Raw genomic sequence first — 15739 nt, 5'->3', positions numbered from 1 at the left:
TTTTTTCTTTATAATTTTAGGCTTTCTATCAAAACGATGGAATATTTCAATGGGAATTGTTTGATGCTAAAGAAAAAGTGTTAGAAATGGAGTGGACTCGGATGCAGAAAAATAAATATTATGGCAGCACGATTTTCCGGGTCATTAGGGGATATAAAAAACCCATACTGGTTGGGTTCTTTTTGGGTGTCAGTTTGGTTTTGGGCGCAGTCCTTGTGAGTCAAGTTGTTGGGAATGAAGAGAAACCTATCATCCGTGCGAGTGACCAGGTACCAAGTGAACCAAACCAACTTGGAGAAAAAACACAGCAACAGATCACTAGTGAACCAGACTTGATCTTTGGAAGCGCAAATGATCCTCCCAACGCGGTTCCTGATCTTAAGGCTACCCGTTTTACCGTTCTTTTGGTCGGGGTAGATCGCCGGATTGGAGAAACATCGCTTGGCAATACGGATTCACTATTAGTAACCAGCGTGAATACTAGAAACGGTAAAATTGCCCTCCTTTCCATTCCCCGGGACACTCAAATAACGATACCTGGTTATGGACAGAACAAAATTAATGCCGCTGCACGAGTAGGTAAAGGACTTAAAACGACTACCGCTCTGATCGAAGGTTTAATTGGACAGACTATTGATGGCTATGTTCTTACGAATTTTTCAGGGTTCAAATCAATTATCGATACCCTAGGGGGAATAACTCTTACGGTTGAAAAAGATATGTATTATCTTACTGGAGACGCGACAGATGGTGTAATTAATCTAAAGAAAGGGACACAACGTTTAAATGGAGCTCAGGCTTTGCAATATGCAAGGTTTCGCAATGATGCCTTTGCGGACATATCAAGAACGTCACGGCAACAGGCCGTTCTAAAAGCCATGGGGAAGGAATTCATGCAGTTAAAGACAGTTCCTAAGTTGCCTTGGCTTATCCCACAAATGTCCAAATCCGTGGAAACAAACCTTTCAGTAAATGAGCTATGGTCTCTGACGAATGTTCTGCTGCGTAATGAAAAGCCGGAGATTTCTGCCCAAACTCTACCAGGCGATTTTCTCACCGAAAACGGTATCAGTTATTGGAAAGTTAACCCACTGAAGTCACGCGCTATTGTGAAAAGGCTTTTTGAAGAGGGAAAGACGACTTCTGTGTTTTTCAAGTAGGGAACTTCGCGTTAAAGAACTTAGCGTTACAACACTCACTTGCTTGATCTCGCCAACCGCTCCGCGTATGCAAGCGCACTTGAGTCAAGTTTGGTAACTGCTCGATCAAAGAAGATTCGCTTTTGCAAGCGCAAAGTTATGGGCTAGGGGATTATTGAAACTGCTTAAAAAGGTCGAGAGAAAAATGAGTAAGATCTGTGAGGACTAAGTCCGCTTGTTTTAAGGATTGCTTCGTTGCAGCGGCAGGATTAGGGACTCCAATGCACCAAAGTCCTGCCGCTTTGGCGGACTGGACTCCTACATCAGCGTCTTCGAAAACCACGCCTTCGCTAGGGAGGATTCTTAGACGTTCAGTAGTTAGGCGGTATGGTTCGGGATCTGGTTTGCCTACTCGAACATCTTCTCCACAAACCGTTATTTCGAAGGCGTCTAATAGGCCTAATCGTTTTATGACCATCTCAACCCTTGGGCGGGAACCCGAAGAAGTCAGGGCCAGGCGGTATCCGTTCGATTGCAGGGAGCGGATCGTTTCGGGGACACCGGGCATTGGTTGAATGACCTCGTTAATCATCGAGTCGGCAAAAAGGGCTTGCTTGCGTAGGATGAGCTCGGCTATGGGTACAGAGAGGTTTAGTTCTTGCCGAATTCGTTCCAAAATGTCATTTTCTCTGAGCCCAGAGGAGTTAAATCGGAGGTCTTGAGAAAGGGCATCAAAGGAATAACCATAATCTATGCAAATTTGACGTTCTGCGTCTTTGTGGATTATCTCTAGATCGATAATAAGTTCGTCTAAATCAAAAATTGCGGCTCGGATCATTTATGTTTCTCCTTTCGGCGGAATTACAAGATTCAATCAAAAGTGTAACATCGATTGGGCTTAAATGCGAGGAATCCAGTCTTTATTATGGTATAGTAATAAAGTCGGATATCCATAAGAACGGCACCATGGGCGGAGGAGATTGGTGGATGGAAGAGTTTTGTATTACTTCACACTGTATCGAAAAAATTCAGGAAGGAGAGCCACATCTTGGAGTAGAGGAAGGTTTTAAATTCTTTGTGCTGGACTTTAAAGAATGGGATCAGGTACCATCCTTATTGTCTGAAGATAATCTCTCGGAATGGATTCAACACCTGCGTGAGCGAGAAACTGAGGAGTCGAGAGGGAGAAGCAAAGAAGGATCTATAATTTTTCGTCCCCATTTTGATCGGTTGAGGACGAATGTTCATTATGTTTGTTTTAGAGATATTGATGAGCAAGGGAAGGAACGTCCAGTTCGCATCTTTCTAACTCCCAAGGCCTTTGTTTTGTTAGAATGGAACGGTATGTCATCAGAGCGTTTGGACGAATGGGCCCAACAGGGTATTCTGTCAAATCCCCTAGAGCTGGCTTGTGCCATAGGTTTAAGAGTGTTGCGTCACCATCAGAAACGTTTGGATATCATTGAAGACCAAATGGATATTCTGGAAGAGGAGATTCTGACTGCCCCCCGTTCCTGGCAATTAAAACGAATTATTGCCTTGCACCGCCGAATTTTGGGCTTGAAACGATCTTTGAATGCCCATAGCAGTATTTTTGAGCGTTTCAAGAATATCGAAAAAGCAGTGTACGGGGATCTCCAAGAGGAATTAATATTTGACATGAGGCGCGCTATGGATCATGTTCATCAAACACATGAAATGATTGAGAGTCTAAGAGAAGCATATCAAGCAGCCATTGATAATCATGCCAATGATATTATGAAGTTGTTGACGCTTTTAGCGACCATACTGTTACCGATTACTCTGTTGACCGGTTTTTTTGGAATGAACTTTGAAGTCATGCCCTTGCTTCATACAACTTATGGTCTTAGTGTGTTTTATGGATTATCTGCTCTTATTGTTTTAATCGTCATGGCATATTTTTGGAAGAAAAAGTGGCTTAACTAGTAATGTGCAAAACTAGTCGTGTGCTCTTGTCATTTTAATTAAATGGTTATATACTATATAAGGTTGTTAGAAGGCGAATTTTTTGGAGGGTGCACATTGGAAAAGCTACTTGAAAAGTTGAAAGAATACTTACATATGGAAACGGAGATTCCTTTTGAGGAGTTTTCGGAGTACTATCGCAATTTAATTGCGGAACTGAATCAGACCTTTAATGAGCTTGATCAAGAGGCTCGTGTAAAAGCTCTTTATATTTGTTCGATAGTACAGTCAAATGCAGATGCTAGAGCTAAAACGAGTAAAGTTAATGCTAAAACGTTCAAAAAAATAAGTGCAAAATGTGCTTTTTGGACGGATGCAATCAAGTTTAATCTGGGTAAAAGCGGTATGACTTCTCAGGAGATTGAACAAGCAACTGAAGAAATTAATGATAGTATCTAATTTCAGATCATTTTTTGATAGGACATTAAGCTTTAAAGGCTTGATGTCCTATTTTTATCACAGTACTTTATTATGCAATAAAGTACTGTGATATGGTTCGATGTATGTGACTGTGACTGTGAACTGGGTGCGGACAAAATTTAGTTATCGTTGCCTGAAACAATTTGACTCCTTCTAACGTAATAGAGGTGTAGACAAAAAAATATCAGAACTTATTAGGAGGAACGAACATGACAGACAGATTATACCGTTCGGTACAAGAAAAGATGATTGGAGGAGTTTGCGGAGGACTTGCCGACTATTTTAGTGTTGATGTAACCTTGGTTCGACTCATTGTTTTAGTTGCGACGTTTGCCGGAGGTGTAGGCTTTTTGGCTTATTTGGCCGCCTGGGTGATTGTTCCCGTAAATCCTGCGGAACAGGGCGTTCATACGGAGCATCATAAGCGTGATATAGGGAATGTTGTCCAGGAAATGGTCTCAGATGTAGAAGTGGCGGCTAAGGGGATTGGTAGACACGAGAATCATGAAAATCGCTCGAAATTTGCCGGTGGAATTTTGGTGACATTAGGAGTTCTCTTTCTGCTTGAACGGTTGCTCCCGCACTGGTTCGATATGAGTAAAATGTGGCCTCTTCTTCTTATTCTTATAGGTCTTGCAATTATTTGGCGGGGGGGTAGAAAATGAGAAGAACTTTTGATTCTGTAAGCCGTGGGCTGCTTTTGATGGCATTGGGGGTTGTCTTCTTCCTGCTCAACTATGGAAAATTGTCATGGAATTTTTGGCTGAACGTCGTTGAACTATGGCCATTAATTCTTATTTTAGCGGGAATCGGGTTGCTGTTTAGCCGTCGAATACCGTTTAGTACTGTTTTGCTGGTTTTTCTCCTGAGCATGGTTGGATATTCCTTGGTGGTGGGAGATACGCCTGTACCTAGGCAAATGAATATCCCGTTTAACAGTGGGACTACCGTAACTAAGCCCATAAATGTATCGTTACCTTCGAATGTAAAGAAAGCACAGGTTAATCTGAATTTGGGGGGATCTCAGATTCAAATACGGGCCCTTGATCCTGGGAACAGTGAACGCCAACTTATAACGGGAAGCTATGAAGGAAAAAATCAGGGTTCCGGGCAAGGGACAAACGGATCGGGTGTTAGTACCCGGTTATCAGGAGACACTCTAAATGTTACACTGTCTTCCCCTACATGGGGAAGAAATGCAAATATGAGTAATCAGAACGATTTAGAACTAAACTTATCAACCAAGGTACACTATGATTTCGATATTACCGCCGGTGCGATCGACGGGACAGTTGATTTAAGCCGTCTTCCGGTGGATAATCTTAAAATTGGAACTGGAGCTAGTAAGTTCGAACTCCAATTTGGAGACATGGGGGTTTCCACCCAAGGGAAAATTGACAGTGGCGCTTCTAAATTAACGTTGGTCGTTCCCGAAAATGTAGGGCTGAAAATTCGATTAAACGGAGTGGCTACAAGTACGAATTTCATGGGCTCAGGGTTATTACTAGAGGATAAGACTTGGGTCAGCTCGAACTTTGCTCAAGCGAAGACAAAAATCGATTTAGAGATTTCGACAGCTGCAGGATCTGTTCAATTAGAACGACCAAATCTCAGTATTCAATAGTTAGGGTTTACATTCAGCTTGAATAGGGAAGATTTACGGAGAGGAGTGCAAACCTCTCCTGTCGAATAGCAATGTGTCGGATGAAAAGGTACAGAACGAATGGTGAGCATATTTGTTGCTGGAAACAGGCCAAAGATGATATAATTTAAAAATAAGTTATTTTTTAATAAGGTTTGAGGATGTAATTATGGATATTATTTTGGCCCATCGCCAAATCGATTTTGATGCTCTAGCGTCGATGGTGGCCGCTCAAAAACTCTATCCGAACAGCGTATTAGTGATTGACGGGAAACCTAATGTCTATGTTCAAAACTTTTTGGCGCTTTCTAAGGATCAACTTCGGTTTCGCAAAGCTCAAGATATTAACGTGGACGAAGTTTCCCGAGTTATCCTAGTTGATACCCATTCACTTAAACGTGCGGGTGTGCTGGGTGAAAGGGTGGCTCAAATTCCAGGGATTGAGATAGAGATCTACGATCACCATCCTTATGCTGGAAAACTCGAACCGGAAATGGTTATTGAACCGGTTGGTGCGTGCGCAACGCTCCTCGTTGAGAAATTGGCTGGGTTTGGGTTACCGTTAAGTAGTTTTGAAGCAACGCTAATGGCTATTGGAATTTATGACGATACTGGGAGTTTATTGTTTGATAGTACCACAGTCCGTGATGTTCGCGCTGTGGCTTATTTGTTAGAGCAAGGTGCGAATTTAGGGGTTATTGCCGAATATTTACGTAGGCCTCTTGCAGAGGAACAAAAAGATCTATTACAACAATTGCTTGACCAAGGTCAGACAGAACTCTTCGATGGGTTATCAGTGTATCTTTCGTATGCGGAGACCAAGGACTATGTCGGTGGGCTTGCCTTATTGGCTCACAGAGTCGGGGAACTTGAGAGCGCTGATACTTGGTTTTTATTGGTCAAAATGGAGAATAGGGTGTATCTCGTGGGTCGTTCAAGAGGGAGAGGCTTACCTGTTAACGGATTAGTACAATTATTTGGTGGGGCAGGACATGCGAGAGCTGCTTCTGCCACGATTAAGGATGCCGAACTGCCGGTTATTTTAAAACAACTGCGCTCAGCGATTCAAAGTCGTGCTAAACGGCCTCACCTCGCTCGAGATATGATGAGTTATCCGGTTAAGACCGTAACTCCAGAGACGAAGCTGGGTGAGGTAGAGCAAATGCTCTTGCGTTACGGGCACACCGGGGTACCAGTGACTGAGGATACGTGTTTGGTGGGAATTATTTCCCGCCGTGATGTGGATAAAGCAATTAAACACGGTTTGCAACACGCACCAGTAAAGGCTTTTATGACGACAAAAGTAACCACAGTGGATGTAGAGGCACCATTGGATGAAGTTCAGCGGCTGATGGTCCAGCACGATATTGGGCGTCTCCCGGTGGTTGAAGATGGAAACCTAGTTGGCATCGTTTCCCGGTCCGATGTTTTGCGTCTCGTTCACGGAGGTTCGGTTCCTATTGAAATGCAACTTGTGCGCGAGCGTAGTGTCGCAATGCGTCAGGATATTTTGGATTTGATAGAACGCCTGCCTGAGGAAATAAAGACTATCCTTAAAGCGGTACGAGATACTGCGGAAGAAGAAGGGTGTGCCGTTTATCTTGTAGGGGGGTTCGTCAGGGATCTATTACTGTTTTTCCCAACCCAAGACTTGGATTTTGTCGTCGAAGGGAGCGGCGGTCAATTTGCAAGGGCTTTGATACAACGTATGCCTGATGGAAAGCTTACTCAGCATGAAAAGTTTGGAACGGCTCAGATTACATTCCCCGATGGGAGTCATCTTGACGTGGCTAGTACGCGATGGGAATATTATTCCTTTCCCGGAGCACTTCCTCAAGTTGAGGAATCTTGTCTGCGTGATGACTTGTTTCGTAGGGATTTTACCATAAATTCCATGGCAATTTGTCTGAATACTGAGCATTTCGGAGAACTTGTGGATTATTATGGCGGGAAGCGGGATTTACAGCAAGGGAAAATTCGTTTTTTACATAATCTTAGTTTTATTGATGACCCGACCCGAATGCTTCGGGCGATACGTTTTGCAGAACGATATCATTTTAGTTTGGCCAAAGAAACTCTTGAAGCGTTATATACTGCGATAGAGTCAGGTGTTCTTGCTAAACTTAGTGTTGAACGGTTTACAGAAGAAATCTTGCATATCTTTAAAGAAATTAACTATTTGGCTATGGGGCAGACCTTAATCCGAAGCGGCTTGTTTAAAGCGTGGTTTGGTGATGATTATGCTTGGAACTTTAATTTAGAGGATGAGCAGGATAGTGCCGATTGGTCGCTAAACACGCGTTGGCTAATCTCTATTTCCGACATGGACTCGCCAGTCATTGAAAAAGTGCTTGATCGAGTCATCCTTAACAGATCTCTTCGTGATGAAACCATGACCTTCGTATCCTTACGCGAGTCTTTATCGAATCCACTGTCTTTGAATGAGATGGACGCATTGCTAAACAAAGTTCCCAAGGAAGTCGTAATGGTTTTAACTCGAGATGAACGATTTAGCAAGTTACTCACGGAATATCTGGAGGCTAGTCAAAAGATCAACATGTCTCTTAATGGAAAGACACTTATCCAGATGGGTGTTAAGCAGGGGCCGGAGATTGGAAAAATCCTAGACCAAGTGCGTCGGGCTTGGCTGCAAGGCCGGATCCATACTTTGGAAGAAGAGAAGGGGATAGTTCGACATTGGGTTGACACCCCGCGTTAGAAGGAGGAAAACATTTGTCTGGTTTTAATTTACCATCTTTAATAGCTAATATTCCTGCCTTGATGATTGGCTTTGCCTTTCACGAATTTGCGCATGCTTGGGTCGCAGACCGTTTGGGAGATCCGACACCTCGAAGTCAGGGGCGCTTGACGTTGAATCCTTTTGTGCATCTGGATCTCTTCGGAACGCTGATGGCATTCTTATACCAATTTGGTTGGGCTAAGCCTGTGATGACCAACCCCCAATATTTCAAAGGAAACAAACTGCGAGGGCGAATGTTAGTTTCTTTGGCTGGTCCACTTATGAATTTACTCACGGCATTTGTGGCGCTATTTTTATGGTATTTGACGATGCACTGGATCCATGGTTCTGCATGGAGTGGCGTTATTGCGCTTATATTTAAAGCTATTGTGCTCATGAATTTGGGCTTGGGAATTTTTAACCTCTTGCCAATCCCCCCGCTTGATGGGTTTGGCGTTCTCGGAGGGATATTGCCCCAACGCTTAGCTTATCGGCTATTAGCTTTTGAACAGTATGGGATGATCATTTTAGTTCTTCTTCTCTTTACGGATATTTTAAGTAAGGTATTATTTCCTGCGGTGAATGGGATTGCTTATGCTTATCAGACCATTATTACCCTCGTTTTAACTCCTTTTCTCGGGCCATTGTGGTTGAGTTGAAACAATTTTGTAAACACTGTCTAAGATGAAAAAAGGAGTGTTAGTTATGAAAGGAAGAATTTTTAGTGGGATGCGCCCCACTGGCGCATTGCATATTGGGCATTTGAGTGTAATCCAGAACTGGGTTGCCTTACAGAGGGATTATGAGTGCTATTTTTCCATCGTGGATTTACATGCGTTGACGACGGGGTATGAGGACCACTTGGATTTTCCTCGTCTGCGGAGGGACATCGCCTTAGATTGGCTTAGTGTGGGAATTGATCCCGAGAAAAGCGCTGTTTTTATTCAATCAGCGGTTAAAGAACACGCCGAGCTTCAATTGCTATTAGGTATGTTTACGCCCTTGTCTTGGCTGGAACGTGTTCCTACGTACAAAGATCAAATTCTACAATTGAGTCAACAGGGGAAAGACTTAGGCATGTACGGATTCTTAGGGTATCCCCTCTTAATGGCAGCGGATATCTTACTTTATAAAGCAAGTGTGGTTCCGGTCGGGGAAGATCAGATCCCGCATGTTGAGCTTTGTCGGGAAATTGCCCGTCGTTTTAATCATCTTTACGGAACGGTATTCCCTGAACCGAAAGATCTTGTGGGCAAAGTGCCTCTCTTGCCGGGGGTGGATGGGCGTAAGATGAGTAAAAGTTATCACAATGCCATTTCCTTAACGGCCTCTCCTGAGGAGATCAAGACGAGGGTTCAACAAATGGTTACCGACCCAGCCCGGCTACGTAAAGATGACCTTGGGCACCCTGAAGTTTGTGTTGTGTATAAGTTCCATCAGATATACACTCCTGAAGTTGCGGAAGTGGAAGAAAATTGTCGCGGCGGAAAAGTGGGTTGTGTAGCTTGTAAACGGCATCTAGCGGAGAACTTGGAGAAGCTTATAAACCCGTTTAGGGAACGACGCATTTATTGGGAGGAACCAGGCCGCGTGGAGAAGGTTCTAGAAGAAGGGGCAGAACGTGCTCGGGAAACTGCCTCGGTGACTATGAAAGAAGTTCACTGCGTCATGGGGCTGTAAATGGAATGGGGGAATAGTGGGAAAACTGCTCCGCAGGTTGAACTCCCTGCCTATCAGGGACCACTTGATTTACTGTTGACCCTTATTCAACAAGAAAAAGTGGATATCTATGATATCCCGATCGCGCGGATTGCCGACCAGTTCGTGGAAGCGGTACAGCAAATGGGGTCTTTGGATATGGAAGTTACATCAGAATTTCTAGTCCTCGCAGCCCAATTGCTTTATATTAAATCTAGAGATCTTTTGCCGAAACCACCGAAAAATGAACAAGATCAGAATGAGGAAAAAGATCCAAGACAAGAACTGGTTGAACGCTTAATTGCTTACCGCGCATATAAACAAGCGGCGCAAGTTTTAGAAGCGTTGGAAACTTCATCAGGACGCTCCTATTATCGTGAGGTTGATGTCGAGGGCTTACTAGCGGATGTCGAGCCCGAGGATCCACTCATGGGAGTATCGTTCGATGACCTTTGGCAAGCTTTTTGCCAGGTGATCGAACGAGCTGAAAAAGGGGAAGAAATCCAGCATGTTGAGCCAGACGAGATCGCGATTGAGGTGATGCTCACAGATGTTTTGCGTCGCGTACTTCTGCATCCGAATGGGATGCGTTTTGGACAACTCATGCGGATCGGATCACGCATGGAAGTAGTTGTCTCTTTTCTGGCTTTGCTGGAACTCTTGAAATCTGGAAAAGTTCGGGCTGAACAGTCAGCAATGCTGAGCGATATTATGTTATTTCCAACGAAGAAAGCCTGGGAATTCACGGAAGAGGAGTAGATGGAATGCTGTTTCGGGAACCGGAAACGGCTGCTTTGGAAGCCCTTTTATTTGTTGCCAAGAATCCGCTCACCGCTGAATTGCTCGGGGAGATTCTTGAATTGGATAGTTCGAAAATTGAAGAGCTACTTCACGAGCTTCGTACCAGGTATGCCGTGGATTCTTGCGGTTTAACTCTCCTCGAAATCAATGGTGGATATAAATTGGGGACTAAGCCGGAAGTAGCCCGCTATATTGAGATTCTTTATAAACAACCTGCTCAGGCCCTCTCCAATGCAGCCCTTGAAGTGCTTTCGATTATTGCCTATAAACAGCCGGTTACGCGAGGGGAAGTAGACTTCATCAGAGGGGTCCAATCCGAGCGAGCCTTGGCCACGTTAGTAGAGAAGGGATTAGTGAAAGATGTAGGTCGTAAGGAAGGTCCGGGGCGGCCCATTCTTTATGCAACGACAGAACAGTTTCTTCTTCATTTTGGTTTGCGGTCATTAGACGATTTGCCGAACCTTGAAGTGGGTTTGAATGTGGATGATGAAGTGGCGTGTACACTAGAGTTGGGAACTTAGCTTTACACCTCAAACATGATCTCGCAGGTTAAACTAGGGCTCAAGCGTTTTCGCCAAGTTTGGCAACGAATAGAGAAAAGCCGTTAATAAATATTATTAATGGCTTTTTCTATTATCTTAGTAAGGATTGGAATGACGTGCCTTAACGTAAATTCTTACTAAGACTTAGTTTTTGGTTTTTATTATAGAGCGTTTCGCTAATTCTCAGTCCAGAAGAATACGTCGTCAGGAGAATCGTTTTGTGCTTAAGGTTAAGCACATGATCAGTAATGGACAAAATCTCGTCTTTGGAAAGCACATGGGATGTTTTTTAGGACGTTTTGGACGGATAATAACGTCGTCAGACCAGTTGTAGCTGAGAACCTTATTGAAAAAGAGTTTAAACGCATTGCAGGGTCTGAGTTAATCAACAAATCGCTTTTCTAGCCCATCTGATAGCTCACTGATATATACATCCAAGTCATCGCCGATTAATTGTGAGCAGGTTATAAACTTTATGGTTATAAACGAAGATGATGCGAGAAAGTCTATATTTCGAGGTGAAAGTGATGAAAACTGTGGTAATATACAAATCAAAAACAGGATTCACAAAGAAATATGCAGAATGGATTTCGGAGGAGTTGTCAGCTGATATTTTTGATGGTTCAGAAGTCACTACTAATATGCTGACAGCCTATGAGACTGTGATATATGGTGGCGGTTTGTATGCCGTCGGTATCAACGGAGTAAAGTTTATAGCACAAAACCTTGACAAATTAAAAGATAAAAAAGTTGTTGTATTTGCTACGGGGGTGTCGCCCTTAAGAGAAGAGGTGGTAAGTGAAGTGAAAAATAAGAACTTTACTTCCGAGCAGCAAAAATTTATACGGTTCTTTTATTTACGGGGGGGCTTTGATTATCGTAAACTAAATTTTTTTGATAAAATGCTTATGAGATTACTGAAGACATCCATAAAATGGAAGGTGAAAAGGAAAAAGAAATTAACATCTGATGAAATAGGTATGCTCGAAATTTTTAACAAACCAGCAGATTATACAAGAAAGAATAAAATAGAAGAAATAATCGCCTATGTTACTTCATAAAAATTCTATTATGTGAGTTCCAAAGTATGGGGAGTTTCAAGGGGCCTGTTGGGGTCAGAGAACGATGGAATTTTCAAATGGGAGGGGAGCACAAATATGAAACGAATTATTTCTCTTGTTCCTTCACACACAGAGATTCTATATTTTTTAGGTTTACAAACACAGGTGGTGGGAGTAACGGAACACTGCAATTTCCCTGAGGATGCGAAAGCTAAGGATAAAGTGGGTACATTTGGACAGCCGCAACTAATGAAAATTCTTTCTCTCAAGCCGGATCTCCTCTTAGCCGATCAGGCATTGCACAAAAAACTTATCGCGGAACTGGAAAACACTGAGATTAAAGTCCTTGCTTCAACGCCCTCAAGAGTTGATGACGTTTTCGTGCTGATGAGTGAGTTGGCAAGGATTTGTGGAACTGAAATTTCCGCTCAACCAGTCATTAATTCTTTGAGAGAGAGGGTCCGGAATCTTCGCCGAAGGTCCCAAGGAAGAACTCGAAGGGTTTTTTACTTAATGAGTACAGATCCTATTGTTACACAGGGAACTCGATCAATTCAATATGATGCTCTTCGAATTGCGGGTGCTCAATTGATGGATTTCCAGTCTGAGGATTTCTATGTTCGAGTGCTTCGGGATCAAATCAAAGAATTTGATCCCGAAGTTATATTTTTTTGCGGCATCGAAAAAGGACAATCTGTACCCTCAAAATGCAGTGGCTGTGTTGCCAAGAATCCTATTTGCCAGAGAACGGTGGATGACATTATTACAAAGGATTGGGAGCAGATAACTGCGGTTCGTGAAAAGAGGGTTTATCCTATTCCTTGTCACACAATATGCAGACCTGGACCAAGGTTGATTGAGGGCATGGAGAAATTGCAGGAAATCCTGATTGCCAGATAATTTTTGGGTAGAATTACTTGATGAGCTAACTGGTAAGGCCACCAGTTTGGTGGCCCGGGGACAAGGGTGAATCCTTGGACTACGTAGCAAATCAAGTTCTTCGTTCTAGGGCCATTCCAAGCATAATCGTTCCAAATATTGCAAGTACATGGAGAACAAACCAACCGGGCTGAAGAAAATTGAAATTACCAGGGTCAACCTTTCTCATAACCAAAACCTCCATCACACAAAATTAGACATCGGCTTAGTTTCTGCAGCTTCTAGGTTAAAATACTAGAATTGGATAGGAAATACCTTCCGGTTATTCGATTGAATTATAATTCAGAGTTCCCTGCAGATGACGAAGTCATTAGTCGTTAATTGCATAAAGTTCCTCAAAATCGGGCATCTTACCTATTTAGGAGAGTCAGACACCATGACGACGGATATGGAGTACGGAGGGGTTTGGTTGCGAGTTTTAGCATTCTTGCTCGCTGTGGCTATTCTATCACTGCTTAGTTTAACGGTTAAAGCTGAAGTAGACTTTCGATACCGGCGTATCGAAGAGGAAGATCATCTTGATATCAATTTTCGTGCCTTTCATGGGTTATGGCATATTAAATATCAAATCCCAACTCTTCAATTAGAGTGGGAAAAAGGACCCCAAATCGAAATGGAAGAGGTTGTAAAGGCGAGAGGTGGAACACGCCATGCGACGAAGAAAGCACGTGTACGCTATATACGCAGAGGCTGGTTGTCCCGTCTTTGGTTGAAGATTCCCGTTTTGATAAGATATTTTAATCGGGTGAAGAGTCGATTTTACAGGGGAATTCATTGTAAAGATATCAACTGGCGCATAGAAATTGGATATAAAGATGCGAGCAATACAGCACTTGCGGCAGGAGCCTTTTGGACTATGTTTGGTTTTGCACTTTCCCGCCTTTATCAACAGGTGAAGGTCGAGGTCTCATGTCCTGCCCTTATAGTTGTCCCTCAATATAAAAAAGAAGGCTTTTTATGTGATATTCGATGCATATTCCACTTAAGAATCGGCCATATTATTTTTGTAGGATTAAATGTATTGAGAACATTTAAGCGGGGTATAAGGGGGCAGTCACGTGGGGAATCATCCTATTGAATCGTTAATGAAAACAGCTATGGAGAGTATCCAACAGATTGTGGATGTGAACACGATCGTTGGAGATCCAGTAGAAACTCCTGATGGGTCCGTAATTATTCCAATTTCGAGGGTTTCTTGCGGTTTCGCAGCAGGCGGCAGTGAGTTTGCACCACCAGAAGATAATAAAGATAATGCAGGGAGCGGAACTGGACAAGGAGGCGGAGGCTCACTTCCTTTTGGAGGTGGTGCTGGTGCTGGAGTATCAGTACAACCTGTCGGTTTTTTGGTCGTAGGTAATGGAACTATTCGTCTTCTTCCTGTGGATGGGAATGTGGTCATTGATCGGTTACTGGATACGGTTCCTGATTTGTTAGATAAACTGACTGGAATGATAAATAGGAAGAAAAAACCATTGGCGGATGACATTATTATCGCCCGTGACTAAATCCAAGATATGATTTGTCAAGATCATATAAGGTCAACGAAAAGAACGAGAGATTTCGTTCTTTTTTGTTTGTCCTTTTCATACATTTCATTGAGACAAGGGGGTGGGAAATGGTTAATCTCATCTGGCTATTAATGTTGGCGATTGGAATTATTGTAGCTGCACTTACGGGGCACATTGAAAATGTAACAGTTTCTGCAATGAAAGCTGCAGAACTTGGGGTCGAGGTTGCCATTGAACTAATTGGTGTGATGAGCTTATGGTTAGGTCTCATGCGTTTGGCTGAAGATGCTGGTCTAGTAAAAGGGATTGCCCGCATCTTTGGTCCTGTGATCGGTCGCTTGTTTCCTTCACTGAAGCCAGAAAGTCCAGCACTTGGGGCCATTATTATGAACATGAGTGCTAATATATTAGGCTTGGGAAATGCCGCGACCCCTTTCGGATTGAAAGCTATGGAAGAACTACAAAAGGAAAACCCGACGCCAGATGTGGCAAGTCCCGCAATGTGTACTTTTTTAGCGCTCAATACTTCTTGCATTACGCTAATTCCTGCCACGATTATAGGCGTCCGGCTTAAGGCAAATTCAGTGAATGCCACGGAAATCATCGGAACAACAATCATTGCGACAGGGTGTGCCATGACAGTTGCCATTTTCGTAGATTTCCTGATTCGTTATAGGAGGAAAAAATGAATGTTATTGCCGAGATTTCTCGATGGGCGATTCCACTACTCCTGTTACTGATTCCGGTGTTGGCCTACCTTCGTAAAGTTCCTGTCTATGAATCCTTCGTTGCTGGAGCAGAGGATGGGTTTAAAACTGGCGTGCGGATTCTCCCATTTTTAATTGGAATGCTACTTTCAATTCGGGTTTTCGTTGACTCTGGAGCGCTCGAGATCGTGTCACATTGGCTACAACCACTTTTCGGGTGTTTAGGCTTGGATCCCGATTTTGCTGCGATTATCCCGCTAGCAATCATGCGCCCACTTAGTGGATCGGGAGCATTAGGGGTGGCAACACAGCTTATCAATCAGTATGGTCCTGACTCGTATATTGGTCGGTTAGCATCAACTCTTCAAGGAAGTACGGATACTACATTCTTCGTGCTAACGGTGTATTTTGGTTCCGTTGGAATCAAGAAATATCGTTACGCACTTAAGCTGGGCCTATTAGCGGATTTTATAGGCTTAATCGCTTCTGTATGGATTGTCACTAAGACGTTTTATTGATATGTGCTTTGTACATACTAATGGTGAGGCCGAAAGGG

17 protein-coding genes are annotated in these 15739 nt (G+C 43.2%); 16 read left to right on the top strand and 1 reads right to left on the bottom strand.

Annotation, left to right across the window (positions count from 1 at the left end):
* The first annotated feature begins 101 nt into the window (after positions 1-101).
* Complete coding sequence (locus tag DSOL_RS15370; RefSeq protein WP_075365710.1) at positions 102-1160, top strand: LCP family protein; 1059 nt, start codon at positions 102-104, stop codon at positions 1158-1160.
* 151 nt (positions 1161-1311) lie between these two features.
* Here the strand turns inward: DSOL_RS15370 and DSOL_RS15365 are convergent, their stop codons facing one another.
* The gene (locus DSOL_RS15365) at positions 1312-1977 is read right to left on the bottom strand and encodes an HAD family hydrolase (RefSeq protein WP_075365709.1); all 666 of its coding nucleotides are present in this window, start codon (positions 1975-1977) and stop codon (positions 1312-1314) included.
* A gap of 149 nt (positions 1978-2126) precedes the next feature.
* Between DSOL_RS15365 and DSOL_RS15360 the strand changes: the two genes are divergently transcribed.
* From DSOL_RS15360 to DSOL_RS15290, 15 genes are all read left to right on the top strand, one after another.
* Positions 2127-3086 (top strand): magnesium transporter CorA family protein, encoded by a 960-nt coding sequence (locus DSOL_RS15360; RefSeq protein ID WP_075365708.1) that lies wholly within the window; start codon positions 2127-2129, stop codon positions 3084-3086.
* A 96-nt stretch (positions 3087-3182) separates the two neighbouring features.
* The gene (locus tag DSOL_RS15355) at positions 3183-3524 is read left to right on the top strand and encodes a hypothetical protein (protein ID WP_075365707.1); all 342 of its coding nucleotides are present in this window, start codon (positions 3183-3185) and stop codon (positions 3522-3524) included.
* A 230-nt stretch (positions 3525-3754) separates the two neighbouring features.
* Positions 3755-4210, top strand: a complete 456-nt coding sequence (locus DSOL_RS15350; RefSeq protein WP_075365706.1) for a PspC domain-containing protein — start codon at positions 3755-3757, stop codon at positions 4208-4210.
* Positions 4207-5169, top strand: a complete 963-nt coding sequence (locus tag DSOL_RS15345; protein ID WP_075365705.1) for a LiaI-LiaF-like domain-containing protein — start codon at positions 4207-4209, stop codon at positions 5167-5169. Before DSOL_RS15350 ends, DSOL_RS15345 begins: the two co-directional genes overlap by 4 nt.
* 187 nt (positions 5170-5356) lie before the next feature.
* A complete protein-coding gene (locus DSOL_RS15340; protein ID WP_075365704.1) occupies positions 5357-7906 on the top strand; it encodes a CBS domain-containing protein in 2550 nt (849 codons plus the stop codon).
* Between the two features lie 14 nt (positions 7907-7920).
* Complete coding sequence (locus DSOL_RS15335) at positions 7921-8586, top strand: site-2 protease family protein (RefSeq protein WP_235838846.1); 666 nt, start codon at positions 7921-7923, stop codon at positions 8584-8586.
* A gap of 46 nt (positions 8587-8632) precedes the next feature.
* The gene (gene trpS, locus DSOL_RS15330) at positions 8633-9607 is read left to right on the top strand and encodes a tryptophan--tRNA ligase (protein WP_075365703.1); all 975 of its coding nucleotides are present in this window, start codon (positions 8633-8635) and stop codon (positions 9605-9607) included.
* Positions 9608-10384 carry a segregation and condensation protein A gene (locus DSOL_RS15325; protein WP_075365702.1) on the top strand — a complete coding sequence of 259 codons (777 nt, stop codon included), beginning with the start codon at positions 9608-9610 and terminating at the stop codon, positions 10382-10384.
* Between the two features lie 5 nt (positions 10385-10389).
* Complete coding sequence (gene scpB / locus DSOL_RS15320; RefSeq protein ID WP_075365701.1) at positions 10390-10947, top strand: SMC-Scp complex subunit ScpB; 558 nt, start codon at positions 10390-10392, stop codon at positions 10945-10947.
* A 548-nt stretch (positions 10948-11495) separates the two neighbouring features.
* Positions 11496-12029, top strand: a complete 534-nt coding sequence (locus DSOL_RS15315; protein WP_075365700.1) for a flavodoxin domain-containing protein — start codon at positions 11496-11498, stop codon at positions 12027-12029.
* Positions 12030-12125: 96 nt separating this feature from the next.
* Positions 12126-12929, top strand: a complete 804-nt coding sequence (locus DSOL_RS15310; RefSeq protein WP_075365699.1) for a helical backbone metal receptor — start codon at positions 12126-12128, stop codon at positions 12927-12929.
* 415 nt (positions 12930-13344) lie between these two features.
* Complete coding sequence (locus tag DSOL_RS15305) at positions 13345-14046, top strand: DUF2953 domain-containing protein (protein WP_235838845.1); 702 nt, start codon at positions 13345-13347, stop codon at positions 14044-14046.
* The gene (gene ytfJ / locus DSOL_RS15300) at positions 14027-14473 is read left to right on the top strand and encodes a GerW family sporulation protein (RefSeq protein WP_075365698.1); all 447 of its coding nucleotides are present in this window, start codon (positions 14027-14029) and stop codon (positions 14471-14473) included. The genes DSOL_RS15305 and ytfJ overlap by 20 nt, the downstream gene beginning before the upstream one ends.
* Positions 14474-14583: 110 nt before the next feature.
* The gene (locus DSOL_RS15295; protein WP_075365697.1) at positions 14584-15165 is read left to right on the top strand and encodes a nucleoside recognition domain-containing protein; all 582 of its coding nucleotides are present in this window, start codon (positions 14584-14586) and stop codon (positions 15163-15165) included.
* A complete protein-coding gene (locus tag DSOL_RS15290) occupies positions 15162-15701 on the top strand; it encodes a spore maturation protein (RefSeq protein WP_075365696.1) in 540 nt (179 codons plus the stop codon). The genes DSOL_RS15295 and DSOL_RS15290 overlap by 4 nt, the downstream gene beginning before the upstream one ends.
* The last annotated feature ends 38 nt before the right edge of the window (positions 15702-15739 follow it).

This window comes from Desulfosporosinus metallidurans (assembly GCF_001936615.1).
GTDB lineage: Bacteria > Bacillota > Desulfitobacteriia > Desulfitobacteriales > Desulfitobacteriaceae > Desulfosporosinus > Desulfosporosinus metallidurans.
The sequence above is the reverse complement of the archived record's forward strand: the minus strand, read 5'-3'. Positions and strand labels throughout refer to the sequence as shown.